This window comes from Ensifer meliloti, assembly GCF_030064585.1.
Lineage (GTDB): Bacteria > Pseudomonadota > Alphaproteobacteria > Rhizobiales > Rhizobiaceae > Sinorhizobium > Sinorhizobium meliloti.
The window spans coordinates 3,324,308-3,351,279 of record NZ_CP120365.1 but is presented as its reverse complement, the minus strand read 5'-3'; the positions used below and the strand labels follow the sequence as shown (position 1 = coordinate 3,351,279).

At 63.0% G+C, this 26,972-nt stretch carries 27 protein-coding genes; 15 read left to right on the top strand and 12 right to left on the bottom strand.

What is annotated here, in order from left to right:
* The first annotated feature begins 38 nt into the window (after positions 1 to 38).
* Together PZL22_RS22975 and PZL22_RS22970 are read left to right on the top strand one after the other, a co-directional pair.
* A complete protein-coding gene (locus PZL22_RS22975; protein WP_003527407.1) occupies positions 39 to 1,511 on the top strand; it encodes a protein adenylyltransferase SelO in 1,473 nt (490 codons plus the stop codon).
* A 288-nt stretch (positions 1,512 to 1,799) separates the two neighbouring features.
* Positions 1,800 to 4,133 (top strand): glucose/quinate/shikimate family membrane-bound PQQ-dependent dehydrogenase, encoded by a 2,334-nt coding sequence (locus PZL22_RS22970; RefSeq protein ID WP_003537593.1) that lies wholly within the window; start codon positions 1,800 to 1,802, stop codon positions 4,131 to 4,133.
* 49 nt (positions 4,134 to 4,182) lie between these two features.
* Here the strand turns inward: PZL22_RS22970 and bla are convergent, their stop codons facing one another.
* Positions 4,183 to 5,073: a class A beta-lactamase gene (gene bla / locus PZL22_RS22965; RefSeq protein WP_033049462.1), complete on the bottom strand. Its 891-nt coding sequence runs from the start codon at positions 5,071 to 5,073 to the stop codon at positions 4,183 to 4,185.
* A 286-nt stretch (positions 5,074 to 5,359) separates the two neighbouring features.
* On the opposite strand from bla, the gene PZL22_RS22960 reads away from it, so the two are divergent.
* Entirely contained in the window at positions 5,360 to 5,773 is a 414-nt protein-coding gene (locus PZL22_RS22960) for a MerR family transcriptional regulator (protein ID WP_003537590.1), read from the top strand.
* 189 nt (positions 5,774 to 5,962) lie between these two features.
* A complete protein-coding gene (locus PZL22_RS22955; RefSeq protein ID WP_003537587.1) occupies positions 5,963 to 6,466 on the top strand; it encodes a GNAT family N-acetyltransferase in 504 nt (167 codons plus the stop codon).
* A gap of 20 nt (positions 6,467 to 6,486) precedes the next feature.
* Here PZL22_RS22955 and PZL22_RS22950 read toward each other — a convergent pair whose 3' ends face one another.
* The 3 genes from PZL22_RS22950 to PZL22_RS22940 form a co-directional block, all read right to left on the bottom strand.
* Positions 6,487 to 7,401, bottom strand: coding sequence for a c-type cytochrome (locus PZL22_RS22950; protein WP_127516365.1), 915 nt, complete (start codon positions 7,399 to 7,401; stop codon positions 6,487 to 6,489).
* 122 nt (positions 7,402 to 7,523) lie between these two features.
* Complete coding sequence (locus PZL22_RS22945; protein ID WP_013844129.1) at positions 7,524 to 7,970, bottom strand: c-type cytochrome; 447 nt, start codon at positions 7,968 to 7,970, stop codon at positions 7,524 to 7,526.
* A gap of 207 nt (positions 7,971 to 8,177) precedes the next feature.
* Positions 8,178 to 8,816 (bottom strand): LysE family translocator, encoded by a 639-nt coding sequence (locus PZL22_RS22940; RefSeq protein WP_003537238.1) that lies wholly within the window; start codon positions 8,814 to 8,816, stop codon positions 8,178 to 8,180.
* A gap of 127 nt (positions 8,817 to 8,943) precedes the next feature.
* Between PZL22_RS22940 and PZL22_RS22935 the strand changes: the two genes are divergently transcribed.
* On the top strand, positions 8,944 to 9,657 hold the full coding sequence (locus tag PZL22_RS22935; RefSeq protein WP_003537240.1) for a helix-turn-helix transcriptional regulator: 714 nt from the start codon (positions 8,944 to 8,946) through the stop codon (positions 9,655 to 9,657).
* A 65-nt stretch (positions 9,658 to 9,722) separates the two neighbouring features.
* Here the strand turns inward: PZL22_RS22935 and PZL22_RS22930 are convergent, their stop codons facing one another.
* Entirely contained in the window at positions 9,723 to 10,325 is a 603-nt protein-coding gene (locus PZL22_RS22930; RefSeq protein WP_003537242.1) for a superoxide dismutase, read from the bottom strand.
* Between the two features lie 232 nt (positions 10,326 to 10,557).
* Between PZL22_RS22930 and PZL22_RS22925 the strand changes: the two genes are divergently transcribed.
* Entirely contained in the window at positions 10,558 to 10,968 is a 411-nt protein-coding gene (locus tag PZL22_RS22925) for a VOC family protein (protein WP_003537244.1), read from the top strand.
* A 34-nt stretch (positions 10,969 to 11,002) separates the two neighbouring features.
* On the opposite strand, the gene PZL22_RS22920 is transcribed toward PZL22_RS22925, so the two are convergent.
* The gene (locus PZL22_RS22920) at positions 11,003 to 11,884 is read right to left on the bottom strand and encodes a branched-chain amino acid aminotransferase (RefSeq protein ID WP_003537246.1); all 882 of its coding nucleotides are present in this window, start codon (positions 11,882 to 11,884) and stop codon (positions 11,003 to 11,005) included.
* 155 nt (positions 11,885 to 12,039) lie between these two features.
* Here PZL22_RS22920 and PZL22_RS22915 point away from each other — a divergent pair, with 155 nt between their 5' ends.
* The 5 genes from PZL22_RS22915 (at position 12,040) to PZL22_RS22895 (ending at position 16,618) form a co-directional block, all read left to right on the top strand.
* Entirely contained in the window at positions 12,040 to 13,080 is a 1,041-nt protein-coding gene (locus tag PZL22_RS22915; protein WP_003537248.1) for a zinc-dependent alcohol dehydrogenase family protein, read from the top strand.
* Between the two features lie 68 nt (positions 13,081 to 13,148).
* On the top strand, positions 13,149 to 13,700 hold the full coding sequence (locus PZL22_RS22910) for a hypothetical protein (protein ID WP_003537249.1): 552 nt from the start codon (positions 13,149 to 13,151) through the stop codon (positions 13,698 to 13,700).
* Positions 13,701 to 13,879: 179 nt separating this feature from the next.
* Entirely contained in the window at positions 13,880 to 14,542 is a 663-nt protein-coding gene (locus tag PZL22_RS22905) for a haloacid dehalogenase type II (RefSeq protein ID WP_003537251.1), read from the top strand.
* Between the two features lie 13 nt (positions 14,543 to 14,555).
* On the top strand, positions 14,556 to 15,329 hold the full coding sequence (gene tam, locus PZL22_RS22900; RefSeq protein WP_003537253.1) for a trans-aconitate 2-methyltransferase: 774 nt from the start codon (positions 14,556 to 14,558) through the stop codon (positions 15,327 to 15,329).
* Between the two features lie 461 nt (positions 15,330 to 15,790).
* Entirely contained in the window at positions 15,791 to 16,618 is an 828-nt protein-coding gene (locus PZL22_RS22895; RefSeq protein ID WP_003537257.1) for an aldo/keto reductase, read from the top strand.
* 532 nt (positions 16,619 to 17,150) lie between these two features.
* On the opposite strand, the gene PZL22_RS22890 is transcribed toward PZL22_RS22895, so the two are convergent.
* Positions 17,151 to 17,546 carry a hypothetical protein gene (locus PZL22_RS22890; RefSeq protein WP_003536701.1) on the bottom strand — a complete coding sequence of 132 codons (396 nt, stop codon included), beginning with the start codon at positions 17,544 to 17,546 and terminating at the stop codon, positions 17,151 to 17,153.
* A gap of 290 nt (positions 17,547 to 17,836) precedes the next feature.
* Here PZL22_RS22890 and PZL22_RS22885 point away from each other — a divergent pair, with 290 nt between their 5' ends.
* Positions 17,837 to 19,399, top strand: coding sequence for a helicase HerA-like C-terminal domain-containing protein (locus tag PZL22_RS22885; protein ID WP_003536699.1), 1,563 nt, complete (start codon positions 17,837 to 17,839; stop codon positions 19,397 to 19,399).
* A gap of 8 nt (positions 19,400 to 19,407) precedes the next feature.
* Complete coding sequence (locus PZL22_RS22880; RefSeq protein WP_003536697.1) at positions 19,408 to 19,620, top strand: alkylphosphonate utilization protein; 213 nt, start codon at positions 19,408 to 19,410, stop codon at positions 19,618 to 19,620.
* A 96-nt stretch (positions 19,621 to 19,716) separates the two neighbouring features.
* Here the strand turns inward: PZL22_RS22880 and PZL22_RS22875 are convergent, their stop codons facing one another.
* Positions 19,717 to 20,139 (bottom strand): organic hydroperoxide resistance protein, encoded by a 423-nt coding sequence (locus tag PZL22_RS22875; protein ID WP_003536695.1) that lies wholly within the window; start codon positions 20,137 to 20,139, stop codon positions 19,717 to 19,719.
* A gap of 108 nt (positions 20,140 to 20,247) precedes the next feature.
* Here PZL22_RS22875 and PZL22_RS22870 point away from each other — a divergent pair, with 108 nt between their 5' ends.
* Positions 20,248 to 20,724 carry a MarR family winged helix-turn-helix transcriptional regulator gene (locus PZL22_RS22870; protein WP_003536693.1) on the top strand — a complete coding sequence of 159 codons (477 nt, stop codon included), beginning with the start codon at positions 20,248 to 20,250 and terminating at the stop codon, positions 20,722 to 20,724.
* 45 nt (positions 20,725 to 20,769) lie between these two features.
* Here the strand turns inward: PZL22_RS22870 and PZL22_RS22865 are convergent, their stop codons facing one another.
* Together PZL22_RS22865 and PZL22_RS22860 are read right to left on the bottom strand one after the other, a co-directional pair.
* Positions 20,770 to 21,549, bottom strand: coding sequence for a L,D-transpeptidase family protein (locus tag PZL22_RS22865; protein WP_014529109.1), 780 nt, complete (start codon positions 21,547 to 21,549; stop codon positions 20,770 to 20,772).
* 185 nt (positions 21,550 to 21,734) lie between these two features.
* Positions 21,735 to 24,053, bottom strand: coding sequence for an EAL domain-containing protein (locus PZL22_RS22860; protein WP_003536690.1), 2,319 nt, complete (start codon positions 24,051 to 24,053; stop codon positions 21,735 to 21,737).
* Positions 24,054 to 24,318: 265 nt separating this feature from the next.
* Here PZL22_RS22860 and PZL22_RS22855 point away from each other — a divergent pair, with 265 nt between their 5' ends.
* The gene (locus PZL22_RS22855; protein WP_003536688.1) at positions 24,319 to 24,978 is read left to right on the top strand and encodes a glutathione S-transferase family protein; all 660 of its coding nucleotides are present in this window, start codon (positions 24,319 to 24,321) and stop codon (positions 24,976 to 24,978) included.
* Positions 24,979 to 25,006: 28 nt separating this feature from the next.
* On the opposite strand, the gene PZL22_RS22850 is transcribed toward PZL22_RS22855, so the two are convergent.
* Together PZL22_RS22850 and PZL22_RS22845 are read right to left on the bottom strand one after the other, a co-directional pair.
* Positions 25,007 to 25,915, bottom strand: a complete 909-nt coding sequence (locus tag PZL22_RS22850) for a LysR substrate-binding domain-containing protein (protein WP_003536686.1) — start codon at positions 25,913 to 25,915, stop codon at positions 25,007 to 25,009.
* Positions 25,916 to 26,301: 386 nt separating this feature from the next.
* The gene (locus PZL22_RS22845; protein WP_003536681.1) at positions 26,302 to 26,922 is read right to left on the bottom strand and encodes a glutathione S-transferase family protein; all 621 of its coding nucleotides are present in this window, start codon (positions 26,920 to 26,922) and stop codon (positions 26,302 to 26,304) included.
* Positions 26,923 to 26,972 lie beyond the last annotated feature (50 nt).

Sequence of the window (26,972 nt, the reverse complement as noted above, 5' to 3'; positions counted from 1 at the left end):
TCGTGATGAGTTCCGTTCCAACGCAGCCAATTTCAAAGATGACCGCATTCCGCTTCGACAACAGCTACGCCCGGCTGCCGGCCAATTTCTATGCCCGTGTGCAGCCGACACCGGTCGCGGAACCGTGGCTGATCAAGCTCAACCGCCCGCTTGCCGGAGAGCTTGGGCTCGACGCCGAAGCGCTCGAACGCGACGGCGCGGCGATCTTTTCGGGCAATCTCATCCCCGAAGGGGCCGAACCGCTCGCCATGGCCTATGCCGGCCACCAGTTCGGCACTTTCGTGCCGCAGCTCGGCGACGGACGGGCCATCCTGCTCGGAGAGGTGACCGACGCCGGCGGGCGACGACGCGACATCCAGCTCAAGGGAGCCGGCCAGACGCCCTACTCCCGCCGCGGCGACGGTCGGGCGGCGCTTGGGCCCGTCCTGCGCGAATATATCGTCAGCGAGGCGATGCATGCGCTCGGCGTGCCGACGACCCGTGCGCTGGCTGCCACGGTCACGGGACAGCCCGTCTACCGCGAACAGATCCTGCCAGGTGCCGTATTCACCCGGGTCGCGGCAAGCCACATTCGTGTCGGCACGTTCCAGTTCTTCGCGGCACGCGGCGACATGGAGTCGATAAGGACGCTCGCGGATTATGTGATCGGCCGACATTATCCGGAGCTGAAGACGGATGAGAAACCCTATCTCGCGCTCCTGAAGGCAGTCGCGGCGCGCCAGGCTGCACTGATCGCGCGCTGGCTGCATGTCGGCTTCATCCATGGGGTGATGAATACCGACAATATGACGATTTCAGGCGAAACCATCGATTTCGGCCCCTGTGCCTTCATGGACGATTACGATCCGAAAACCGTGTTCAGCTCGATCGATCAGTTCGGCCGCTACGCTTATGCCAACCAGCCGGCTATCGGTCAGTGGAATCTCGCCCGCCTGGCCGAGACGCTGGTGACGCTGTTCGATCCCGTGGCCGACACGGCCGTGAACCTCGCCAACGACGCTCTTGGCGAATACGGAACGATCTTCCAGAAGCACTGGCTCGACGGCATGCGGCGCAAGATCGGCCTGCTCACGGATGAAGACGAGGATCTCGATCTCGTGCAGTCGCTGCTGACGCTCATGCAGAACGGAAAAGCGGATTTCACCCTCACCTTCCGCCGGCTGGCGGCTTCAGCGGAAAACGCAACCGCGGATACGGAGCTTGCAAGCCTCTTCGAAGAACCGCAGGCGCTCTCACCCTGGCTCGAGCATTGGCGCCGACGGCTCGAACGCGAGCCGCAGCCGGCAACCGAACGCGCTGCCGCGATGCGCTCCGTCAATCCCGCCTTCATTCCGCGCAACCACCGGGTGGAACAGGCGATCGCTGCGGCAACCGAAGACGCGGATTTCTCGCTCTTCGAGGCGCTCCTCGACGTTACCTCCAGACCCTACGAGGACCAGCCCGGCCACGCAGCCTATGCCGCGCCCCCCGAACCGGCCGAGGAAGTGCTGCAGACCTTTTGCGGCACGTGAATATTTGTTTTCCAAAGCGTTGCGAATGACCTGCCCCTCATCCGCCTGCCGGCACCTTCTCCCCGCAAGCGGGGGGAAGGGACCCGAGGCAAGCACCTCGGCCACCATTATCATCGGCGTTTCGTAGGGGCACGTCCCCTCTCCCCGCCCCACGGGGAGAGGGTCAGGGTGAGGGGCTCTTCACCGGATTGCGGCTATTGAAAGGCACGCGTTTTGCGTTAGTTTTCACAAAACCGTCCGCGACCAGTCGTGCCGACGGCACGTTCTCAACCTCGGGAGCTCGAATTGATGGTCATCGTCCTGACCGCCGTCGTCTTCGCCGTGATCGGCCTCGCCCTCGGTGGGGGCGGCACGCGGCTCCTGCTGCTCGGCGGTAGCCCGTATTATCTCATCGCCGGCTTGGGCTTTCTGCTCACCGCGTTTTTGCTCTTTCGCCGCCGCGCCGCCGCGCTTTGGGTCTATGCGCTGGTCGTTCTCGGGTCGCTCGCATGGGCGATCTGGGAGGTGGGCTTCGATTGGTGGCAACTCGGGCCTCGAGGCGGCGTGATCATCCTGCTCGGGCTGTGGCTGCTAACCCCATGGATCCGGCGACCCCTCGGCTTCGTCAGCCCCACCGGCGAGCAATATGGGGCAAGCGCCTGGCCGCTTGCACTGGTGAGCCTCCTCTCGGTCGGTGTCGCCCTCTATTCGATGACGCAGGACCCCCATGACATTCGCGGCGATCTGCCCGGCGAAGTCGCGGCGAACGCGAACCTCGGGGGCAACGTACCGCCGGGCGAATGGCACCAATATGGTCGCACGCCCTTCGGTCAACGTTACTCCCCGCTCGACCAGATCCGTCCGGAAAACGTCGCCAACCTGCAGGTGGCGTGGCAATACCAGACCGGAGACGTGAAGCTGCCCGAAGACGTCAGCGAAACCACTTATCAGGTGACGCCGCTGAAGGTGAAGGACACGCTCTATGTCTGCACGCCGCACAACTGGGCGATCGCGCTCGACGCAGCCACCGGTCAGGAGAAGTGGAAATACGATTCCAATTCCGGCATGAACCCGGATCGCCAGCATCAGACCTGCCGCGGCGTCACCTATTGGGCCGATCCGGCCGCAGCGCCCGGCAGCCCCTGCGCCGAGCGCGTCTATCTGCCGACATCGGACGCCCGCCTGATCGCGCTCGACGCGACGAATGGCGAGGTCTGCACCAGCTTCGCCGACAACGGCGTCCTGCATCTCGAACAGGGCATGAAGCACAACCCCGCCGGCTACTACTATTCGACCTCGCCGCCCGTCGCCGTCGGCGACAGGCTCATCATCGGCGGGGCGGTCAACGACAACTATTCCACCACAGAACAGTCCGGCGTGATCCGCGCTTTCAACATCAACACCGGCGCACTCATCTGGAATTGGGACAGCGGGAATCCGGACGTAACGGCGCCCCTCCCTCCGGGTCAAACCTACACCACCAATTCGCCAAACAGCTGGTCCGTCTTCAGCTATGACGAAGGGCTCGGCCTCGTCTACATCCCCATGGGCAACCAGGTGCCCGACCAGCTTGGCATGGGCCGCAGCGAGCATGTGGAGAAATACTCCTCCTCCATCGTCGCCCTGGACATCAATACGGGCGCGGTACGCTGGGTACGGCAGACGGTGCATCACGATCTCTGGGATATGGACGTACCCGCCCAACCTGCCCTTCTCGACATCACGAGAGAGGACGGAACCGTCGTGCCGGCACTCGTCGGGCCTACCAAGCAGGGCGACATCTATGTCCTCGACCGGCGAAGCGGGGAACCGATCATCCCGATCGAGGAAGTACCCGCTCCCGGCGGTGCGATCCCCGAGGATTTCACGGCCCCCACCCAGCCCGTCTCAGGTCTCACCTTCATGCCCCCGCCGCTCATGGAGCGCGACATGTGGGGGATCAGCATGTTCGATCAGCTTGCATGCCGCATCGAATTCAGAACGCTGAAATACGAGGGACGCTACACGCCGCCTTCCCTCGAGGGGACGATCGTCTATCCCGGCAATTTCGGGACTTTCAACTGGGGCTCCGTCGCCGTGGATCCGGAGCGCCAGGTGATGTTCGGGATGCCGACCTATCTCGCCTTCACCTCGCGGCTCGTTCCGCGCGACCAGATCGCCCCGAAGGGCGAAGGCGAAAAGGGTAGCGAACAGGGCCTCAACCGCAATGAAGGCGCACCTTATGGGGTCTTTATGGGTCCGTTCCTCGGCCCGCTCGGGATTCCCTGCCAGGCCCCGCCATGGGGCTATGTCGCAGGCGCCGATCTCAGGACCGGCAAGATCGCCTACAAGCACAAGAACGGCACGGTCTACGACATGACGCCGCTGCCGCTGCCCTTCAAGCTGGGCGTGCCGGGCATCGGCGGACCCATGATAACCAAGGGCGGGCTCGCTTTCCTGGGTGCCGCGGTCGACGATTACTTCCGGGCTTACGACCTGACCACGGGCGAACAGCTCTGGGAAGCGCGGCTTCCGGCCGGCGGCCAGTCGACGCCGATGACCTATACGGTCCGCGAGAAGCAGTATGTCCTGATCGTCGCGGGCGGACACGGTTCGGTCGGCACCAAGCCGGGCGACTATGTCATCGCCTATACGCTGCCCTGACGCACGAACCGGAATGACGGGCGCGCTCGCATGAGCGCGCCCGCAGCCTTCAGGCCATGTCGGCGACGATTCTGCCGATATCCGCGAAGACCGGGTTCAGGTCGTCGAGCGGCGCCTTGGCCTCGCCGGTATAGACGCAGATCAGGATCGGGCCACGGCCCTCGGGCCAGGCGACGGCGATGTCTGAAACCGCACCGGTCATACTCGTTCCCGTCTTGTCTCCGATCCGCCAGTCCTGGGGCAGGCCCGCCCGCAGCCGCGCATCACCGGTCTTGTTCGCGACCAGCCAATCGATGAGCTGCTTGCGTCCTTCTTCCGAAAGGACTGGTCCCAGGACCAGTTTTCCGAGCGTGTCGAGCATGGCGCCCGGTGTCGTGGTGTCGCGCGGATCGCCCTTCCTGGCTTCGTTCAGGTCGGGCTCCGTCCGGTCGAGGCGCGTGGTCTCGTCGCCGATCGAGCGCAGCCACGACGTCAGGCCCTGGGGGCCCCCGAAGCTTTCGAGCAGCAGGTTGCCGGCGGCATTGTCGCTGATGGTGATCGCCGCCTCGCAGAGTTCCGCGACCGTCATGCCGTTGCCGCCCACATGCTTTTCCGTCACCGGCGAGTGAGGCAGCAGGACCTCCTTGCCGAAGGTGATCCGCCGGTCGAGCTTTTCCTCCCCGCGATCGACGCGGGCAAGCGCGCAAGCCGCCGCAAGCGCCTTGAAGGTCGAACACATGGCGAAACGCTCGGTCTCCCGGTGCCCGAACGAGATGTTGGTCTCGGTGTCGAGCACGGCGACGCCGAGGCGGCCGCCGGTACGCTCTTCAAGCTGGCGAAGCCGCTCGGTCACGTCATCCTCCGCCGCGCCGGACGCAAGCGCGGGCGTTCCCAGGACGAATGCCGGATAGAGCATGGCCGACGCGGCCAGCATTGCTCGGCGGGTTATTTGCAAAGGCATGTCTTCCTCCGTCTGTGCGGCTCAAGCGCCGAGACATAGCTAAATTATTGATTTGGAATATTATTCCTATCGATTCCGACGGTCGAATCGCTAAAGGGCGATTGCGGCGGGCTTGTGCCCGAAGGTGCGCTCTTCGATACGGGAACGAACCCCGGATGCCGCTTTCCAAGCTTGATCGACGGCGGATCCTGCCCATATAAAGCTCTAGAGACTAGAGTATTCGAAAAGTGCTGTGACGGTTTTCCGTCCGGAAGTGCGTAGTTTCAATGTTGGAGAAATGGGGCGCATGTATACGATCGGCGATCTTTCCCGGCGGACGGGCGTAAAAATCCCGACCATCCGCTATTACGAGCAGATGGGTCTGCTCGCGGCACCGGAGCGCTCGGAGGGCAATCAGCGCCGCTATGAAAAGCGCGAGCTCGAAACGCTCGCTTTCATCCGCCACGCACGCGACCTCGGACTTTCGATAGAGGCGATCCGGGACCTTCTGGCACTGAGCGAGCATCCGGAACGCCCCTGCGGCGAGGCGGACCGCATCGCCACCGAGCATCTTGCCTCCGTGCGGGAAAAGATCGCCCAGCTCAGAAGGCTGGAGCATGAGCTCGAGCGCATCGTCGCCTGCCATGGCGACCACACGATCGGCGATTGCTATGTGATCCGCGCGCTCGCCGACCACTCGCTGTGCGGAAACGAGCATTGAAATTCCTCGTTGACAAATTCCGGGATTTGGACAATCTACGCGCATGATCAAGAACGCGCCCATTTCCAGCGTATATTTTTGGCTGTTCCGATAGGAGCGGCCTGCTGATCATATTCAACAAGGCCGCCATCAGGCGGCTTTTGTTTTTCACGGCACCTGATGGCGGCAGAGAACCATCAGGAGCCGAGAATGCTGCAGACCGTCACCCCTACCCTTCAGCCCGTTCCGTCGGCGCGTGCGCCGATGGTGACGATCCGTTGCGCCAAGCCACGTGATCTCGCCGAATTGCGCGAGATGGTCGCCGAGCTTGCCGCCCATCACGGCGATGCCGCGACGATCACCCCCGAACAGCTCGAGCGGGATCTCTTCGGACGCACGCCCTGGATCACGGCACTGGTCGCAGAAGCAGGCGGCGCGTTGATCGGTTATGCCATTCTCGTCCCGCAATACCGGGCGGCCGAAGGTGCCCGCGGCATGGAAATGCACCACCTCTTCGTCCGCCCCGGTCACCGCGGCACCGGCATCGGGCGCCACCTCGTGGCCAAGGCTCGCGAGCAGGCGAAAATGGCGGGCTGCGACTACCTCTCGGTCAGTGCCGCCACCGGAAACTTCCAGGCGCACCGTTTCTACGAGTCCGAGCGCTTCGTGCCGCGCCCGGTAACCGGCATGCGCTACCTGCAGAAACTCGGGTAAGGGGGCCGCGGTCGCTCCGGTTACAGCGCCGGCAACGCCTTGAGGTAGGCCGCGATCGCATCGCGGTCGGAGGCCGGCAGCTCCGCCATGTTCTTCTGAACCTCGACCATCGAGCCGCCGACCGTGTCGAAATCCGGCGTGAAGCCGGTTTCGAGATAGGAGGCGATGTCGGATGCACTCCAGTCCCCGATACTTTTCGAAGACGGCGTGATGTCGGGGATTCGGCCTTCGCCTTCAGGATTGGGTGCGCCGGCGAGCCACCGGTCCTCCTCGAAACCGCCAAGCGCATCGCGCGGCGTGTGACATTCGCCGCAATGACCAGGACCCTCCACGAGGTATTGCCCGCGGGCGAGCTTGGTGTCGGCGGTATTGACCTGAGTACGCGGCTCATCGCTCAGATACAGCAGCTTCCATGCTCCGAGCGCCAGGCGGACATTATAGGGGAACGCCAGATCGTGCGGAGGTGTCACGTTGCTGCTCTTCGGCAGCGTCTGCATGAAGCCCCAAAGGTCGTTCACGTCCTTGGCGGTCATCCGGATATAGGAGCCGTAGGGGAAGGAGGGATAGAGATGCTCGCCGTCCTTTCCGACGCCGCGCGTCATGGCGTCGCCGAACTCCGCAAGCGTCCAGTTGCCGATGCCGACGGTTTCATCGGGGGAGATGTTGGGCGGATAAAACGTGCCGAAGGGGCTCTTCAGGGTACGGCCGCCGGTAAGGACGAGCCTCTGGTCGTCCTTGGCGCCCGGAGCGGAGTGGCAGCTGACACAGCCGCCTGCCCAGAAGATCTGTTCGCCATTGGCGAGATCGGGCTCGCCGAGCCCCTCCCAATGGGCGGCGTCCCAACGATCCGGCTTGGTCAACCACCAGGCGAGACTCGCTCCCGCCACCACCAGCAGGACCAGACCAGAAAGCAGATACCTCGCACGCCGGCCCATGGGCTCCTCTTGAGATCACGAATGCGGATGACAACGGCCGGTGGGCTTTTCGACCTGCTTGCGGAAAGATCGCGCCGGCGAACCGGCGCGCTTCAAAACGGGTTAGAAGAACCGTCTGATCGTCAATTCTTCTTCAGGCGGTAGGTCTCGTGACAGCTGCTGCAGTCCTTTCCGAGAATGCCGAGTGCGGCGCCGACACCGGCCTGATCTGCGGGCAGCTGGGCAAGGATCTTTTCAGCGTCACCGCCGAGCTTGGCGGCCTTTTCCTTGAAGTCCTCCATGTTCTCCCAGATTTTCGGGCTCGCTTCGGTTTCCATTCCCGTTTCAGAGCCGGCCGGGAAGTGATTCGGGAAGACCTTCACCGTCTCGCTGATCGTCGCCAGAGATGCTTTGACGATCTCGGCGTCATAAGGCTTTTCACCCTTGGCGATGCCGCTGAGTTCGCCCGTCGCCTTTCCCACCTTTTTCATCAACTGCTGACGCACCGCCTGCGGCTCGTCGGCCGCCGTCACGGCGGTCACGCCCAGGCCCGCCAGGGCTGCGGCAAGCATAAGAGCTCGTATCTTCATCATGTTCTCCGGTCTGACCCGCTTCCGGGGCGTAGTGTTGAAGCGCCGGCATGATGGCATTTTGGGTTTTCTACGGAAGTAACTTTTTTTTGATGTGCTTGCCGATTCAGCACAATTCGCCGCGCAGATACCTGGTCGCGCGGCGACGTCTTCAAAAGTTCAAATATATGAACATAGAACTCATCTTTCTACTTGATCGACCGCGTCTCAAGCAGCCCCGCTCCAGCCATGCCATACCGTGAAGATGGCGATGACGACGAGGAGGAGACCGGCGAGCCGGCCGATGGTGACCGTGGCACCGGGGCTGCCCACGAGGAAATCACGCCCGCGCCCGGCGGCAAGTGCAAGCCCGCCATAGACCGCAAGCTGCGTCAGCGCGATCATCACGGCCATGACGGCCGCCTGGGACCACACCGGACCGAACTGCGGCTTGAGGAACTGCGGGTAGACGGCAAGCATGAAGAGATAGGCCTTGGGATTCATAAGGCTCGTCAGTGCACCCTGGCGAAAACTCGCCCAACGCGACAGCCGTGCTCCTCCTTCGACACCGCTGATGGTGATGGAACTGCGCAGGAGCGAAAAACCGATCCAGGCGATATAGGCCGCGCCGGCAGCGAGCAGCAGGTTGAAGAGCTGGGGCACCAGATGCAGGACGACGCTGACGCCAAGGGCCGCATAGAGCGTGTGCAGCACGCCGCCTGCCACGATACCGGCCGTTGCCGAAAGCCCGGAAGCGCGCCCGCCGGTCATCGCATTCGCGAGGACGAAAACCATGTCCATGCCGGGAACGATGATGATGCCGAAGAGAAGGGTGAAAAAGAGCCAGAGGTTTTCCGCATAGGTCATGTCAGTTGCTCATCCGATTTCCGTGATATCTCAAGGGCGGATTGTTTAGTTTCAACCCGTTGACGCGTGTTATATCTTTCTCCAACTGACAAGGTCGTGTCAGGAGTGAGCAGATAGAGGCCGCTTCATGCGCAAGGCGTCGCGTCTTTTCGAAATCATCCAGATGCTGCGGCTCGCCCGTAAACCGGTGACGGCGGCGGAAATCGCCGACGCGCTGGAGGTGACGCCCCGTTCGATCTACCGGGACATCGCCGCCCTGCAGGCGATGCGCGTGCCGATCGAGGGCGAGCGTGGCATCGGCTATATCCTGAGGCCCGGCTTTGACCTGCCGCCGCTGATGTTCTCGATCGAGGAGACGGAGGCGATCGTGCTTGCGCTTGCGCTTCTTGCACGCACCGGCGACGAGGAACTGAAGGCGGCGGCACGGCGCGTCAATCAGAAGATCACCGGCGCCGTGCCGGAACCGCTGCGCAAGGTCTTCCAGTCACAGGCGCTGCACGCCTGGGGCACGATCGCCTCGCCGCCGCCGGCGGCCGACTTAGCCATGATCCGGCGGGCGATCCGTGACGAGCAGAAGCTGGTGCTGGACTATCGCGACGAGCTTGGGCGCGCGACCGAGCGCACGGTACTCCCGCTTGCGCTGATCTATTATTCCGAACACGCGATGATGGTCGCGTGGTGCGAATTGCGGCAGGATATCCGCAATTTCCGCGCTGACCGCGTTGAACACTGCGAACCCGCCGACGCCTATTTCCGCGGCGAAGGCAACCGGCTGAGGCAGATGTGGATTGCGGGATGGCAGACAAATGCGGTTCGGCCGCTCGAGGCGGCGGACGGGTAAGCCGGAGCCCCAACGAAAGGCCCGGCGCAAGCGCCGGGCCGATTTCCCGCTGGTAGAAGCAGCGCTTACTTTGCAGCCGCTTCGTACAGCTCGAGGACGTAATCCCAGTTGATGAGATTGTCGACGAAGGCTTCCAGGTATTTCGGACGCGCGTTGCGATAGTCGATGTAATAGGAATGCTCCCACACATCGACGCCGAGGATCGGGGTTGCGCCGTGGACGAGCGGGTTCTCGCCGTTCGGGGTCTTGGAGATTTCCAGCTTGCCGTTCTTCACGGAAAGCCAGGCCCAGCCCGAGCCGAACTGACCTGCGCCTGCAGCAATGAAATCGGCGCGGAACTTGTCGTAGCCGCCGAGGTCCGATTTGATCGCCGCGTCGAGCTTGCCGGGCAGGCTGGTGCCGCCGCCGCCCTTCTTCATCCACTTCCAGAAGTGAACGTGGTTGTAGTGCTGGCCGGCATTGTTGAACAACGGCTGATTGGTGCCGTAGGACTTCTTGACGATATCTTCCAGCGAAAGATCGGAAAGACCGGCTTCCTCGGCGAGCTTGTTGCCGTTCGTCACGTAAGCGAGGTGGTGCTTGTCGTGATGGTATTCGAGCGTTTCGCGCGACATGTAGGGCGCAAGCGCATCGTAGTCATAGGGAAGGTTCGGCAATTCGAAAGCCATTGTGGCATCTCCTCTTGGCATGGATTTCGTCGGGGAAATCTGTCAGCGGAACATAGGCACCGCCTCGCAGGGAGGCAACCGATGCAGCGCCAAAATTTCGCTAACCCACGCAAAATACTTTCATTGCTTTCGTGACTTGCGCCTGCGCGCGCAAGCGTCTCGACGCGCCGCCTTGCGGTCCTATCTTACGTTATCGAGGGCATGATGCCCAACCGTGCCACAGGAGAAAACGATGGAATTCCACCAGGGACGGCTCATCGATCACGTGCATCTTCGCGTCGCGGACCTTAGGGCGAGCAAGCGGTTCTATCAGGCGGTGCTCGGCGCGCTTGGCCACCAGCCGACCTACGAGACCGACGAGTTCTTTGCGTTCGACGAGTTCTTCGTCGACGCGGCGGAGGATTACCGCACCCGCGTCCACCTCGCCTTCCAGGCCTCAGGCCCCGATGCGGTGCAGCGGTTCTACGACGCCGGACTGGCCAATGGCGGCACCGACAATGGACCGCCCGGAGAGCGAAGCTACCATCCGGGCTATTATGCCGCGTTTCTCCTCGACCCGGACGGCAACAATGTCGAAGCCGTCCATCACGGACCGAACACGCGCTCGTCCGCCGATGTGGTCGTCCGTCCGCTTGAACCGTAACCTTCGAAGAGCGGCTGGCTAGCCTGGGAGCAGATCACTCCCTTTCGGTCGCGTGCGCCCAGTCCATATAGAGATCGCGCGCCTTCGCCGTGACCGGACCGGCCTGCAATTCGCGCTGCTCGAGGCGGGTGACGGGCAGCACCTTGGAATAATTACCCGAGGTGAAGATTTCGTCGGCCCCCTCGAAATCGGCCATGGTCAAGCTGGTTTCGATCACTTCGAAGCCTGCCTCGCTGAGAAGCCCCATCACGCGCGAGCGGGTGATGCCGGCGAGGAAGGTCCTGTTGGCGGCCGGCGTGAAGACGACGCCGTCCTTCACCATGAAGATATTCGAGGAGCCGGTCTCCGCGATGTTGCCGAGCATGTCGCGCACCAGTGCATTGTCGAAACCGCGCGAACGTGCCTCGTTGAGGATGCGGGCGTTGTTGGGATAGAGGCAGCCGGCCTTGGCATCGGTCGGCATGCATTCGAGCGTCGGCCGGCGGAAGGGAGAGAGCGTCAGCGACGAGCCGGCATGGCCGTTGCCCATCGGCGCCTCGAAAAGGCAAAGCGCGAAGCGTGTCGATTCAGGGTCCACCGCAACGACGCTCCAGGACCCGTGCTCGCCCCAATACATGGGCTTCACATAGATCGCCGTCTTGCCGTCGAACTTCTTCACGCCTTCCCAGGCCAATCCCTCGATCTCCTCGGCCGACATCGTCGGCTTGAGACCCAGAGCCTCGGCGGAGCGGTTGACGCGCTGGCAATGGAGGTCGAGATCCGGCGCGATGCCGTCGAACCAGCGGGCGCCGTCGAATACGGTCGAACCGAGCCACATCGCATGGGATGTCGGGCCGATCAGCGGCGGGTTGCCGGCAAGCCACTCGCCGTCGACAAAGGTCCAGGTGGTGGATCGTGGGGATGTATCGACGGCCATCGGTGCCTCCTTCTTTTCTTCACGCACTTCCGCTCTATCCGGAAAAAGCAGCATGAGGGTGAATGGGTACATCAAAAAATGTCATGGCGTCCATTCTGTCGCCCTCCCGAGCGACGTGTCAGAATGATGAAAACGCCCAAAGGGAGAGATCGCCGATGAAAGCGATGTACTACGATGCCTTCGAGAAGATGCCTGAGATCCGGACGCTTCCCGATCCGGCGCCGACCGAGAACGGGGTCGTCATCAAGATCGAGGCGACCGGCCTTTGCCGCAGCGACTGGCACGGCTGGATGGGGCACGACCCGGACATTCGCCTTCCGCATGTGCCGGGCCACGAACTGGCGGGCACGATCGCGGCCACCGGGCGCGGGGTCCTCCGCTACAGGATCGGCGACCGGGTGACGGTACCCTTCGTTTCCGGTTGCGGCCGCTGCTTCGAATGCAGCTCCGGCAATAGCCAGGTCTGCGAAGCGCAGTTTCAACCGGGTTTCACCCACTGGGGCTCGTTCGCGGAATATGTGGCGATCGACTTTGCCGAGCAGAACCTCGTGCATCTGCCCGAGACCATGGATTTCGCAACGGCGGCGAGCCTCGGCTGCCGCTTCGCAACCTCTTTCCGTGCGGTCGTCGACCAGGCCCGCGTCAAGGGCGGCGAGTGGGTGGCAGTGCACGGCTGCGGCGGTGTTGGCCTCTCGGCAATCATGATCGCCGCCGCACTCGGAGCCAATCCAATCGCCATCGATATCTCGGAGGAGAAGCTCGCCTTCGCCCGGACGCTCGGGGCGGTCGCCACCATCAACGGCCGCGAGACGGAGGACGTCGCGGGAGCTGTCAGGGAACTCACCCGAGCTGGCGCCCACGTCTCGCTCGATGCGCTCGGCTCGCCCGTTACCTGCTTCAACTCGATCAAAAATCTGCGCCGCCGCGGCCGGCACGTCCAGGTCGGACTTATGCTGGCGGAGCAAGCGACGCCGCAGATCCCGATGGCGCAGGTGATCGGCCATGAGCTCGAGATCTATGGAAGCCACGGAATGCAGGCCTGGCGTTACGATGCCATGCTGGCGATGATCACCGCCGGGAAGCTGAACCCGAAGGCGTTGATCGGCCGTGAGATATCGCTCGAAGAGGCGGCGCCGGCACTGGCTGCGATGGACCGGGCGACGGACCTCGGCATCAGTGTCATCACGCGGTTCTGACCCGGATTCCGGTCGCGGGCCGGCGCTGCTATTCTGCCGGCAACCCGAGACGAATCAGGAGGCACGTCATGGCTCTTGCGGTTCAGGCTATCGAGAACGCCTACTATCGGCCCGTTCTCGGCACGAATCCGGCGCATCCGAACGATTGGCCGGTGCGCCTCATCGTGAGCTCGCAAACCGAGGCGCGGCACAATCGCGCGCTATGGGCGCCGACGCATCTCGTCTCGATCCGAGCGCCCGCGACGCGTCTGCTTTCGATGATCGACCTGCCGCCGGAGCGGCACCTGGAACTCCGCTTCGGCGACACCATCGACCCGGATGCCCCGGATGCTGCGCGTCCGGCGGCGATCGAGGCGACATTAGCCTTCATCGACAGCCTGCCCGAAGAGGCACATTTGCTGATCCACTGCCTCAGGGGCATCGGGCGCTCGACGGCGCTGACACTCGGCGTTCTGGCGCGCTATATGGGACCGGAGGAGGCTGCGGCAGCGCTTCACGCGCTGCGCCCGGAGGCGAAGCCGTACCGGCACGTGCTCGGCCTTTTCGACGCGGCTCTCGGGCTCAAGGGCAAACTTGCGAAACAGGCGCTGCGTTTCCCGGCAAAGGTTTGGAAAGATTGAACGAAGGCGGGCGACGAAGACATTGTGCGCGCACAAAGTTTTGACATGATGCACGCAAAAGAATGCTGAGGCACAGCGTCTCCGACGCAATGCCACAAGCCCCTGCCCGGCGGCCACGCGCGCGATATGGTGAAAACCTCCGGCGCACCGCCCGGACGGTGGATAGACGGGAGAACTCGATGTCTTACGCGGCCTATGTCTTCGACGCCTATGGCACGCTTTTCGACGTGCATGCGGCCGTACGCCGGCACGCCGAGGCGATCGGGCCGGACGGCCAGGCCTTTTCGGAACTCTGGCGCGCCAAGCAGCTCGAATATTCCTGGGTGCGCTCGCTGATGGGCGCCTATGTCGACTTCTGGGAATTGACCGAGCAATCGCTCGACTACGCCTTTCAGCGCTTCCCCTCCGCCGATCCCAAGCTCAAAAAGCCTCTTCTCGATGCCTATTGGGCGCTCGACTGTTATCCGGAAGTTCCCGCGGTCCTCAAGGGATTGAAGGAACTCGGCGCCCGTATCGCCATTCTTTCCAACGGTTCGCCGGCCATGTTGGCCTCGGCCGTCAAGAACGCCGCCCTTGATATCATCATCGACGACGTTTTCTCGGTGGATGCCGTCAAGGCGTTCAAGACGGCACCGGCTGTCTACGATCTGGTGACGACGAGCTACCGGCTCTACCCCCAGGCGGTCTCGTTCCAGTCCTCGAACCGGTGGGATATCGCCGGCGCCACGAAATTCGGTTTTCGCACGGTCTGGATCAACAGAGCCGACGGGCCGGATGAATACAAGGACCATGGTCCTTCGCTGATCCTCCCCTCGCTCGAAAGCTTGCAATTCGGCATATGAAGGAGCCACGCCCATGTCCTGGTCGGCAGCGCAATATGCCAAGTTCGAGGACGAGCGGACGCGTCCGGCGCGCGACTTGCTGGCGCAGGTACCCGATCTGCCCGCTGGCCCCGCCTTCGACCTCGGCTGCGGCCCGGGAAATTCGACCGAGTTGATCCTCGCACGATTTCCGGGCAGCCCGCTTACCGGCATCGACAGCGACGATGACATGCTTTCGGCCGCGCGCACCCGCTTGCCGGACCTGCGCTTCGAAAGAGGCGACCTCGCTGCCTGGACGCCGCCGGCGGAAAGCGCGCTCTTCTTCGCCAATGCGGTCTTCCAGTGGCTGCCGGAGCACGTCACGCTTTTCGAGCGGCTCATCCTGGCGCTTGCGCCCGGCGGAACGCTCGCGGTGCAGATGCCCGACAATCTCGATGAACCGACGCATCTTCTGATGGAGGAAACGGCAGAGGAGTCCGCCTTCGCCCCGGCCTTCGCCGGCCGCACCATTCGGCGCAGGTCCCTGCCTTCACCGGCGACCTATGTCGAAAGGCTCGCCTCGAAGGAGGTCCGGGTCGATGTCTGGCACACCGTTTACTATCACCAGCTCGCGAATGCGAACGCGATTGTCGAATGGGTGAAGGGCACGGGATTACGCCCCTATCTCGACGCGCTGCCCACCACCCAACGCGCCGGCTACCTTGCCGCCTATGCCGAAAAGATCAGGAAGGCCTATCCGGCGATGAAAAATGGGCGCGTGCTCCTGCGTTTCCCTCGGCTTTTCATCGTGGCGACAAGAAATCTCTAGAGCGAGGAAAAGTGTGTGCGGTTTTCCCTATTGGAATCGATCACGTTCATGTTTTTAGGTCGACCCGACCTAAAAACATCGTGATCTAAGGCCTGTTGAGATTTGGATTTCCTGCCGCGGCTTGTTTGATCTCCTCATCCCTGTGCTCGTCACAGGGATCCAGCCAGACCAAGTCCTTGGGCTGAAAGAACTCTTCCCGCGCCGCCGACGCGGCGCCGTTGGATCTCTGTGACAAGCACAGGGCGAGAGAAGCGCCATCATCCATCTCGCAGCAACCGTCTTAGACTCCAGATGAATCTCAACAGACCTTAGAGCGGGATGAGGAAAACTGCGCGCGGTTTCCGCCGGCTCGGACAGGCGCGGCCCTGTTTTCCGGACAAGCTTGAAGGCGCGCCTTGCGAGGGCAAGTATAGGAGATCGCGCCTCGGCCCCGCCGGGCGCTCGCAGCGAAGGAGTTCTCAATGCATGCAGTCAGTTCCAACGGCGCCAATATTCCCGCGCTCGGCTTCGGCACATTCCGTATGTCCGGAGCGGAGGTGCTTCGCATCCTGCCGCAGGCCCTGAAGCTCGGTTTCCGCCACGTCGACACCGCACAGATCTACGGCAACGAGGCGGAAGTCGGCGAGGCCATCCAAAAGTCCGGCATTCCACGGGCGGACGTCTTCCTGACCACGAAGGTCTGGGTCGACAACTATCGCCACGACGCCTTCATCGCCTCGGTCGATGAGAGCCTGAGAAAGCTGAGGACCGACCATGTCGATCTGCTGCTTCTGCACTGGCCGGGGAGCGACGTGCCGATGGCCGAACGGATCGGCGCGCTGAACGAGGTGCGGAATGCCGGCAAGGTACGCCATATCGGCATCAGCAATTTCAACACCACGCAAATGGAAGAGGCGGCGCGTCTCAGCGATGCGCCGATCGCCACGAACCAAGTCGAGTATCACCCCTATCTCGACCAGACCAAGGTCCTCCAGACGGCGCGGCGGCTCGGAATGTCGCTCACGTCCTACTATGCCATGGCCAACGGCAAAGTGCCTGCCGACCCGCTACTCACGGAAATCGGCGGCCGCCACGGCAAGACGGCGGCGCAAGTGGCGCTGCGCTGGCTCGTGCAACAGCAGGACGTGATCGTGCTTTCGAAGACGGCGACGGAGGCGCGGCTCAAGGAGAATTTCGCGATATTCGACTTCGCGCTGACGCGGGAGGAGATGGCGGCAGTCCGCGAGCTTGCCCGCCCGGACGGGCGGATCGTCAATCCGCAGGGTCTTGCTCCCGAATGGGATGCGTGAGGGGAAGGCATTCCGCCCGGCTGGCCTCCAGTTACGCGGTCTGCCGACGGCATCGTTTGGGAGACGTGAAGGTCAAGCCGCTTGTCGTCTCCCCCCTTGTGGGGGAGATGGCCGGCAGGCCAGAGGGGGTTGAACGCCAAACCCTGCATGCTGCCGAAGACGATTTGCCGCGAGGATACCCTGCGGCATTCCTAAGATGCGGTCATACGACTGCGTCACGTAGTCCTGATGGGCGAGCAGGAGAGCAGACCCCCTCTGGCCTGCCGGCCATCTCCCCCACAAGGGGGGAGAATATTTGCGGCGGGCCCTCGCTTCCACTTCTGCGTTCTGCCCGAGGCATCGTTTTGGGCATGCGAAGGTCAAACCGTCTGTCGTCTGCCCCCAAGGCAATGGTCCCGGGAGAGGATCAGATGTTTATGTGCCCTAGCCCCACAAGGGGGGGGGGGGGAGAATATGTGTGGCTGGCCGCTCGCTTCGATTAGAACCATTACAAGCGGCCGGCGGGCCAGAGGGGCATAAATCGCGGTGCCAATCAGACGAACTGGCTGAGGCCCGGAACGGAGGCGACCACCTCGTCGACGACTTCGTCGCCCGCCTTCTCCTTGGCAAATGCGATCGTCTCTTTGGCGAGCGCCGTGATCTCTCCCATGCCGAGACCCTGGCTCATCAATTGCTGCCCGAGCGCCATGACGCCGCCGCCGCCGCCGATCGCGGACATCAGGCCGCCAAGAAGGCCGCCACCATTGCTGCCCTCGCCATTGTACTGGGCGACCAGTTCGGGCGCACCGGGGATCGCCTCGATCATCTGGGCGACCGGGCCTTCGGCGGCCTCACGCTGCAGGAAGCCGAGGATCATCCCGACTGCCTTTTCCGCCGTTGCGGTCTCGATTCCGACATTTTCCGCCACGCGCGTGACCAGTTCACTCATGGAAATCTCCTCAATCGAATTTTGACGTTAACGTCAAGGTAAATGAACGATGCCGGGATGACAAGGGCATCGAAACGAACCCCGAATACCATATCCGCCACCTCCGCAGCATCGTTTCACGGAGCTCGCCAGATGGCAAACCGGCCTTGTTCCCATCCGCAATCATGTTGCCGGGAACAAACGCACCGCCTATAACAGATCCACGCTATGTTTCGATGACCGACTTTGTGCGACATGCGGGAAATACCCGCTTTCATTGATGAAATTGACAGGACGGAGATGAAGCCCCCATGCTGCAGGAAGGCAAGATCTATATCGGAACCAGCCGCAAGCCGGACGATTCGATCAATAAAGGCGAATATCTGGAGCTGAAGTTCGGCAATCGCCACGGGCTGATCACCGGCGCCACGGGGACCGGCAAGACCGTCACGCTGCAGATCCTCGCCGAGGGTTTCTCCAACGCCGGGGTTCCGGTCTTCTGTGCGGACGTCAAGGGCGACCTCTCCGGTATCGGCGCGATGGGCGAGCCCAAGGACTTCCTGCTGAAGCGCGCCGAACAGATCGGCCTCGACCCATACGATTTCCAGGAATTCCCGGTGATCTTCTGGGATCTCTATGGCGAGAAGGGCCACAGGGTCCGCACCACCATCTCCGAAATGGGCCCGCTGCTTCTGTCGCGGCTGATGAATGCGACGGACGCGCAGGAAGGCGTGTTGAACATCGCTTTCAAGATCGCCGACGAGGGCGGCCTGCCGCTGCTCGACCTCAAGGACCTGCAGGCGCTGCTCAATTACATGGGCGAGAATGCGAGCGAGCTTTCCAATCAGTTCGGCTTCATTTCCAAGGCCTCCGTCGGCTCGATCCAGCGCGAACTCCTGATCCTGGAACAGCAGGGTGCGGAGCATTTCTTCGGCGAGCCGGCGCTGAAGATCACCGACATCATGCGGACCACCAATGACGGGCGCGGCGCGATTTCGGTGCTTGCCGCCGACAAGCTGATGATGAACCCGCGTCTCTACGCGACCTTCCTGCTGTGGCTCTTGTCCGAGCTGTTCGAAGAGCTGCCTGAAGTCGGCGATCCCGACAAGCCGAAGCTGGTGTTCTTCTTCGACGAGGCACATCTGCTCTTCAACGATGCGCCGAAGGTTCTCGTCGAGCGTGTCGAACAGGTCGTCCGCCTGATCCGCTCTAAGGGCGTCGGCGTCTATTTCGTCACGCAGAACCCGCTGGACGTACCGGAGGCGGTCCTCGCACAGCTCGGCAACCGCATCCAGCACGCGCTGCGCGCCTATTCCCCGCGCGAACAAAAGGCCGTCAAGACGGCTGCCGACACATTCCGCCCGAACCCCGACTTCAATTGTGCCGACGTGATCACCAATCTTGGCACCGGCGAGGCTCTGGTCTCGACGCTCGAGGGCAAGGGATCGCCGTCGATCGTCGAGAGAACCCTGGTCCGGCCGCCTGCGTCGCGCCTGGGCCCGCTCACAGATGCGGAGCGGCAGAAGGTGGTGGACGTAAGCCCGGTGCGCGGTCTCTACGACGAGGACTTCGACCGCGACTCAGCCTACGAGATGCTCGCCAAACGTGCGGCCAAGGCAGCGGAACAGGCGGAGGCTGCCCGGCAGGCTGAAGAAAAGCCGGCCGAGGATACTTCCGGCGGCAGCCGCTGGACCCTGCCCGGCTTCGGCGACGACGCGGCCGAAGCGGCCTCCGGCAAACAGGCCCGGCCGCGATCCTCCGGCCACAAACGGGAGACCATCATGGAAGCCGCGATGAAGTCGGTGGCACGAACGGTTGCGACCCAGGTGGGACGAGCCCTTGTGCGCGGCATTCTCGGCAGCCTGAAGCGGTAGGGTCGGCCATGGACGTCAAGGATTCGAACGGCGCCGTTCTCAAGGACGGCGACCATGTCATCCTGATCAAGGATCTGAAGGTAAAGGGAACGTCCGCCACGCTGAAGCGCGGCACGTTGGTCAAGGGCATCCGCCTGACGGACGATCCGGACGAGGTCGAATGCCGGGTCGAAAAAATCAAGGGCCTGGTGCTGCGTACCGAGTTTCTGAAGAAGGCGTGATGCGTCCCGATCGATCCCCGACACTTGCTTGCGGCGGAACTGCCGGGGCAAGCCGAAGCCCGGAGTTACGGGCTTCGGTCATCTGCAACGGTCCGATCAGGCCACCGTCAGCTTAACGTCGACATTGCCCCTGGTCGCATGGCTATAGGGGCAAACGACATGCGCCTTCTGGACGAGGTCTTCCAGCACGGCCTTTTCGACGCCGGGTGACGAGATTTCCAGCGCCGCGTCGATAAAGAAGCCTGTGCCGTCGTCGCGGGGTCCGATGCCGACCGTGCCCGTCACCGTCGTGTCTTCCGCAAGCTTTACCTTCTCCTTGCCGGCGACGAATTTCAGTGCACCGAGGAAGCAGGCGGAATAACCGGCGGCAAAGAGTTGCTCGGGATTGGTGCCGCGCGCGCCGTCGCCTCCGAGTTCCTTCGGAACGGTCAGCGTCACGTCGAGAACGCCGTCCTTGCTCTTGGCCTGGCCGGCGCGGCCGCCGGTCGCGGACGCGGTAGTGCGATAGAGGATGGGCATGACAGTCTCCTTCCTTGTGGTTGCCGGATTTATATATCGCAAGATTAAATAGCGCGCAAATTAATTTTGCAAATTGCTTTGCCGGCGTGAATTTGCGACAATGACATCATGACGAGGAAAGCGGCAAAATTCGACGCGGATTCCGATGAGGCGCTGGCGCTCGGACGCCAGCTCTGTTTCGCCGTCTATTCGGCGGCGCATGCCTTCAATCGCGCCTACAAGCCGTTGCTCGACCGCTTCGGGCTGACCTATCCGCAATATCTCGTGCTGCTCACTCTCTGGCAGCAGGACCGCATGACGGTGAAACGAATCGGCGAAGAGCTGGGCCTCGATTCAGGCACCCTTTCGCCTCTGCTCAAGCGGCTGGAAGCAGCCGGCTATGTCCGCCGTGTACGCGATGCGGCGGACGAGCGGCAGGTGATCGTCAGCCTGACGGATGGCGGCCGGGAGTTGAAGGCCGAAGCCTTCGGTATTCTGCGCGACATCGGCAGTGCATCAGGCTGCAGCCTGGAGGAGGTCGGCGAATTGCGCGACGCGCTGCACCGGCTGACGCAGCGGCTTGCCAGTAGTCGACACGAAAGCTGACAAGAGCACCTGCAGGAAAAGTGCGTAACGGTTTTCCGTCCGGCGTCAGATGACGAGGATCGGCGCCTTGTTGCGCACGCGATCGTAAAGATCGATCACGTCCTGATTGACCATGCGGACGCAACCGGAAGAAACCGCCTTGCCGATCGATTGCCATTCGGGCGTCCCGTGGACGCGATACAGCGTGTCCTGGCCGTTCTGGAAGATGTAGAGCGCGCGCGAGCCGAGCGGATTGTCGAGCCCCGGCGGCATGCCGCCATTATCAGCGGAATATTTCGCCAGCACCGGCTGCCGGGCGATCATTTCGTTCGGCGGCGTCCACTTCGGCCATTTCTGCTTCCACTGGATCAGGCCGCGGCCCGACCAGGCGAAGCCTTCGCGGCCTAACCCGACGCCATAGCGCATCGCGCGCCCGCCCGGCTGCACGAGGTAGAGATAGCGGTCGGCCGTATCGACGACGATCGTGCCAGGGGCCTCACCGAAGGGATCGCCGACTTCCTGGCGATAGAAGCGCGGATCGATCTGTCTGAAGGGCACCTCCGGGATCAGAAAGCCGCCATCCTCCCGCGCCGCGTAGATCTCCGCGTAATAGGCATCCTGCGGCGGCAAGCCGATCGGCCCCTCGCCCACCGGTCCCTCGAAGATCCCGCCCGGGGGGCCGGTCCAGCGGCTTTCGAGCGCGGGATTGCGGTAGACCGGCATCGTTTGCTCGCGGAAGCGGTCCGTATTCATCGAAGAGGTGCAACCCGCAAGTCCGGCGGAGGCGATTGCCAAACCGGATGTGCGGAGGAACTGACGTCGGGACAAAGCTGGCAGTGATGACATCTAACTCTAGCGCGTTGTGCTGCACGGAAAGAGTCCACGTGCTCCATTCCGAGGGCCGGATCAAGGTGCTTCGAAAGTGAATCGTTGCGAAGCCGTCTCGAATGGTTATCGGCAAGTCGGAACGGGACGCAAGCGGAAACCGCTCCCCTGTGGCACCAGATTGCATTTACGGCCGCTCGCGAACATCACCGCCGCTCAGAGGAAAGCAGCACTTCGAAATCCTCGCCCGGCAAGGGCTGGCTGAAGAAGTAGCCCTGGATCTCGTCGCAGCCGCTCTTTTGCAGAAACTCGACCTGGGCCTCCGTCTCGACACCCTCGGCAATGACGCGCAGACCGAGCTTCTGCGCAAGCGAGATGATCGCGGAAGTAATCGCCATGTCGTCGGCATCGCGCGGAATGTCCGTCACGAAGGACCGATCGATCTTCAACCGGCGCACCGGGAAGCGCTTGAGCGCGCTGAGGCTCGAATAGCCTGTCCCGAAATCGTCGATGGCAAGGTGCACGCCGATCGCCTCCAGCGCATGCATTGTGGCGATCGCTCCCGGCACGTCCTGCATGATCAGACTTTCGGTGAGCTCGAGTTCGAGGTAACGGGCCTCGAGGCAGGTTTCCTCCAAAACCGCCGCCACACGCGCTGCCCAGTTGCGCTCGCGGAATTGCCGCGCGGAAACATTGACGCTGACGATCAGCGGCGGCAGGCCGGCGTCCTGCCAGGCCTTCAACTGGCGGCAGGCGGTGCGCAGGACCCAGTCTCCGATCGGCACGATCAGACCGGTTTCCTCGGCGAGCGGGATGAATGCCGCAGGCGAGATGATGCCGCGCACCGGGTGCTGCCAGCGCAACAGCGCCTCCGCAGCGAAGATGCGGCCGGTCTCGAGGCTCATCTGCGGCTGGAAATGCAGCAGGAACTCCTCCCGCGCAAGCGCCTCGCGAAGCTCCTCTTGCGACTGGAGTTTTTCATGGGCTCTGGCGGCCATCTCCTCGGTGAAGACCTGGATGTTGTTGCGGCCGAGCTCCTTGGCGCGGTACATGGCCATGTCGGCATTGGCGAGCAGTTCGCCCGCCGTCTTGCCCTGGTTGGGGAAGCAGGCCACGCCCATGCTGCAGCTCACCTGCAGAGAGCGGCCCTGCAACTGCACCGGCATGGCGATTGCAGTGCGGATATCCTCCAGCCGCGATAGCACGACGTCCCGCTCCTTCGGCAGGCCGTTCAGGAGGATGATGAACTCGTCGCCGCCGACGCGCACGACGGAATCGGATCTCCGGACGGCGGCCCGCATGCGCCCGGCTACGATCTTCAGGAGCTCGTCACCGGTGGCGTGCCCAAGGCTGTCATTGATCAGTTTGAAATCGTCGAGGTCGAGAAAGGCGAGCACGGCCCATTGATCCCGCTCGCGGATCTCCTCGAGCATGCCGGCGACCTGCTCCTCGAAAAGCACGCGGTTCGGCAGCCCCGTCAAGGCATCGTGATGGGCCATGAAACCGATGCGGTCCTCCGCCCGCTTGCGCTCGATTGCTATTCCGGCGAGATGAGCGGCCATGGCAATCAGTTCCTGCTGCTGCTCGCTCGGCGTTCCGACCTCCTGCGCATAGAGCGCGAATGTCCCGAGCACCTTTCGCTCGCGCGACAGGATGGGCGTGGACCAGCAGGAACGGAGGCCGGAAGGCCTCAGGAGAGGCGCGTATTCCTCCCAGAGCGGGTCGGCGAAGACGTCGGAAACGATCACCTGTTCGCCGCACCAGGCGGCCGTTCCGCAGGAGCCGGCCGCAGGGCCGATCTCGAGGCCATGGATGGCAGCGCAAAAGCCCGCGTCGAGGCTGGGGGCAGCGCCGTGCAGGAGATGCCGGCCATCCTCCGAAAGGAGCAGGATGGAGCCCTTGATCCCGGGCAGCAGCGCTTCGATCAGCAGCACCAGCTCGTGGAAGAACTCGCCAAGGGGTTTGCCGTTGGCGATCATTTCCAGCAGCCGGGCCTGACCTTCGAGCAGGCGCTCCGCGGCCTTGCGATCGCTGATATCGCGCGAGATGCCGACGATACCGATGATCCTCCCGCTCTTGCTGCGCAAGGGCACTTTCGAGGTCATCAGCCAGCGATCGCGGTCCTTGGTCACGATGGCGCGTTCCTCGATGCCGAAGATCGGTTCGCCGGTTTCCAACACGCGTCGCTCGGTATCGGCGACGGCCTGGGCGAACTCGTGCGGGTGCAGATCGAAATCGGTCTTGCCGACGAGGTCGCGCAGGCTTTCGAGGCCGTTGTCGGCAACCGTCACCTCGTTGGCGATCAGGAAGCGTCCCGCCGTATCCTTCGCATAGATATAATCGGGAACGTGGTTGATCATCGCTTCGAGCCAGTAGTGGCGGTCGGCCATGTCGGGCTCGGGCGGAAAGAGACGCGCGACCTCCTCGGCAAGGCGGCTGCCGGCATCGATCAGCCGACGCGTCTCCGCATTGTCGTCCGCGTTCAGGTCGGCATATCGGATGCTGCGGGACGTTTTTCTTGCCAAGCGAAACCTCCGAAGGAGCGGCGCTCGCGCAGGTTTAGCGAAAAGAGGTTATGCTTCCCTAAACTCTACAGCGAAAAATCGTCTAAAGGTTGCGCAGAACCACTTCGCATCAAAAGAATTCATGCGACCTATCATTGCCGACGGCTTCTGCCGAGGACGGCGATGGCCTACTGCATAACCATGCAGGAGTTACAGCGACCTTTGCGCGGCCTATCGGGCGCGCAGCGCTGTAAGGAGCTGAACGTACAATCGGAGGACGGCAGGAATGCTGACGATCTATGGAGTTTACCGTTCGCGCGCGTCGCGCAACTACTGGATGGCGGGGGAACTCGGCCTGCCCTTCCGATCGGTGCCGGTTGTCCAGGCGCGCCGGGTCGCCGATCCGCTGGCCGCGGATGCCCCCCTCAATACGAAGTCGCCGGGCTTCCTCGCCATAAACCCGATGGGCCTCATACCCGCGATCGAGGATGACGGGTTGGTGCTGACCGAGTCGCTCGCCAACAATATTTATCTCGCCCGCAAACATGGCGGACCGCTGGCACCGGCCGATATCCGGGAGGAAGGGCAGATCGGCAACTGGACGATGTGGGCGGCGACCGAGGTCGAGCCGCATGCGGTCAAGATCGTACTCGCCCATGACAACGGGATCGAGGACACGCCGGAAGGACGGGCGGAGATCGCGGCCTGCGCCCGCTCCCTTGAAAAAGCCTTTGCCGTACTCGAAACGCACCTCGCCGAACACGACTACGTGGTGGGTGACCGCTTTACCGTCGCGGACCTCAATCTCGCGGAGGTTTTCCGCTACACGATGAGCCAGACGGACCTCTTCGAAAGGCACCCTCAGGTCAAGGCCTGGCTGGCGCGCTGCCAATCCCGCCCCGCCTTCAAGGCAATGATGGAGGAACGGCTGAAGGAGCCGGAATAAGGCACATGGCCGGAGAGCAAAGGTCTCCTCATCCCGCCATAGCCGCGAGCTGCCGCATTCCTTCCTCGACCTCCTCGCGTACCCAGCGCTTGAAGGCGGCTGCGCCCTTGCTTTCGCGGCGTGAGACGGAGGTGACGAAGTAGTGCCCGAAGCCGGTTTTGGCGCGAATGCCGAAAGGTGCCACCAGAGACCCCCTCAGCAGCGCGTAGCCGGCAAGCGTCTGCCAGGCAAGCATTACCCCCTGGCCGGCAATCGCCGCATCGAGCGCCAGGGAAGCGTCGTTGAAGGTGTGGCGCACCGTCATAGCCGCACCGGAGAGGCCGGCGGTCTTCAGCCATAGCTCCCAGGAAAACATCGCATGAGCATCGATCACCGCCGGCAGTTTCAAAATGTCCGCGGGCTCACGAAGTCCGGCGGCCAGTGCCGGCGAGCAGACCGGGAAGACCTCCTGCTCGAGCAGCAGTTCCGATCGCACGCCGGGCCAGCGTCCAGCCCCGACGCGGATGCCGAGATCGACATCGGAGGTCTCCAGATCGGCGAGCGTCGTGGTCGCGTCGATCCTCAGCCGGATATCCGGATGATGCTCGGCGAAGCGGTCCAGCCGGTAGACGAGCCAGCGCGCCGCAAAGACCGGCGCGACCGACACCGTCAATACCGATTCGTCACGGCGGCGTGCCTGCGCGACTGCCTCGGCGAGTTCCCTGAAGGCGCTCGACAATCGCGTCAGTAGCGCGCGCCCGCTATCCGAAACCACAAGCCCCCGCGGCGAGCGCTCGAAGAGCGTACGACCGAGTTGCGCCTCGGTCTTGGCGATCTGCTGGCTGACTGCGCCGGTGGTGACGCCGAGCTCCTCCGCCGCAGCGGCGAGCGAGCCGAGGCGACCGACCGCTTCGGCCGCGCGCAATCCGTTCAGGTGAACCGAATTCAGATCTTTCATATAGTTTTTCTAAACCGCTGCCGTCGCAATCTCAATTGCAAACTTCGGCAAAGAGGCGGATGCTCCTACAACAGGTTGAAAGGTTGAGCGGCCGGCGAGACCGCCTGCGCTACCCCAATCCGAGCTGAAGGTGACGTCATGCTGAAGGTTTTCTCAATACTGAAGCGCCCCGAGGCCTCGTCCGAGACTGTTCGAGGACTCGCTTCCGACTGGATGCGCGACCCTCTCCAGCATCCGGATCTCTCCCGTATGGATGAACGCGAACTCGCGGATCTGCCGTTCCCCGGATGGCCATGGCCCCGCTCTGCGACGGAGAACCTCTGCGTCCAAAGGTAACCAACGCCCGCTTGAACGCTTCGGCTCCGCCGATCTCGTGCCGATTGCCGCTACGACTGCACTTCAGCCAGAACCTTGGCGACGGCCGGACGCTCGGCCATCCTGTTGCGATGGTCGAGGATTCGCGGAAACCGGGCCGGATCGACACCGTCCGACTCGAGCCAGCCGGCAATGGTGAAGAGGTAGGGATCGGCGACCGAGTAGGCGTCGCCCCTGACAAAGGGGCCGACGAACATCGTGCGCTCGATCAGCGCGAAGCAGTCGGCCATATTCTGCGGCACCTTGGCCTTCATCGCCTCCTGCGCTGCCGGGTCGTCTGCCCACCGCGCGGCTCGGCGGGCATGGGCATGGGCGACGTGGACTGTCGAGCAGAGATAGCTCAGGAACGACTGCAGCCGAGCGAACTCGAAAGGATCGTCAAGCGGCGCAAGCCGCGCCTTCGGAAAGCTCTGGGCGATATAGGCGAGAATGGCCGGCGTCTCGGTCAGGATACCGCGGTCGGTCACGAGGGCGGGCACCCGCCCCTTGGGGTTGATGGTGAGGTAGTCCGGCTTGGTCTGCTCGGCTTTGGAAAAATCGACCCGATGCACTTCATAGCCGGCACCGGCTTCCTCTAACGCGATGTGCGAGGCAAGCGAGCAGGTTCCGGGCGTATAAAACAGTTTCAGCATCGTTCTTCCTCCCAAATTGCGCGGTTGACGGCGGCGCCGAAGCACAGAAG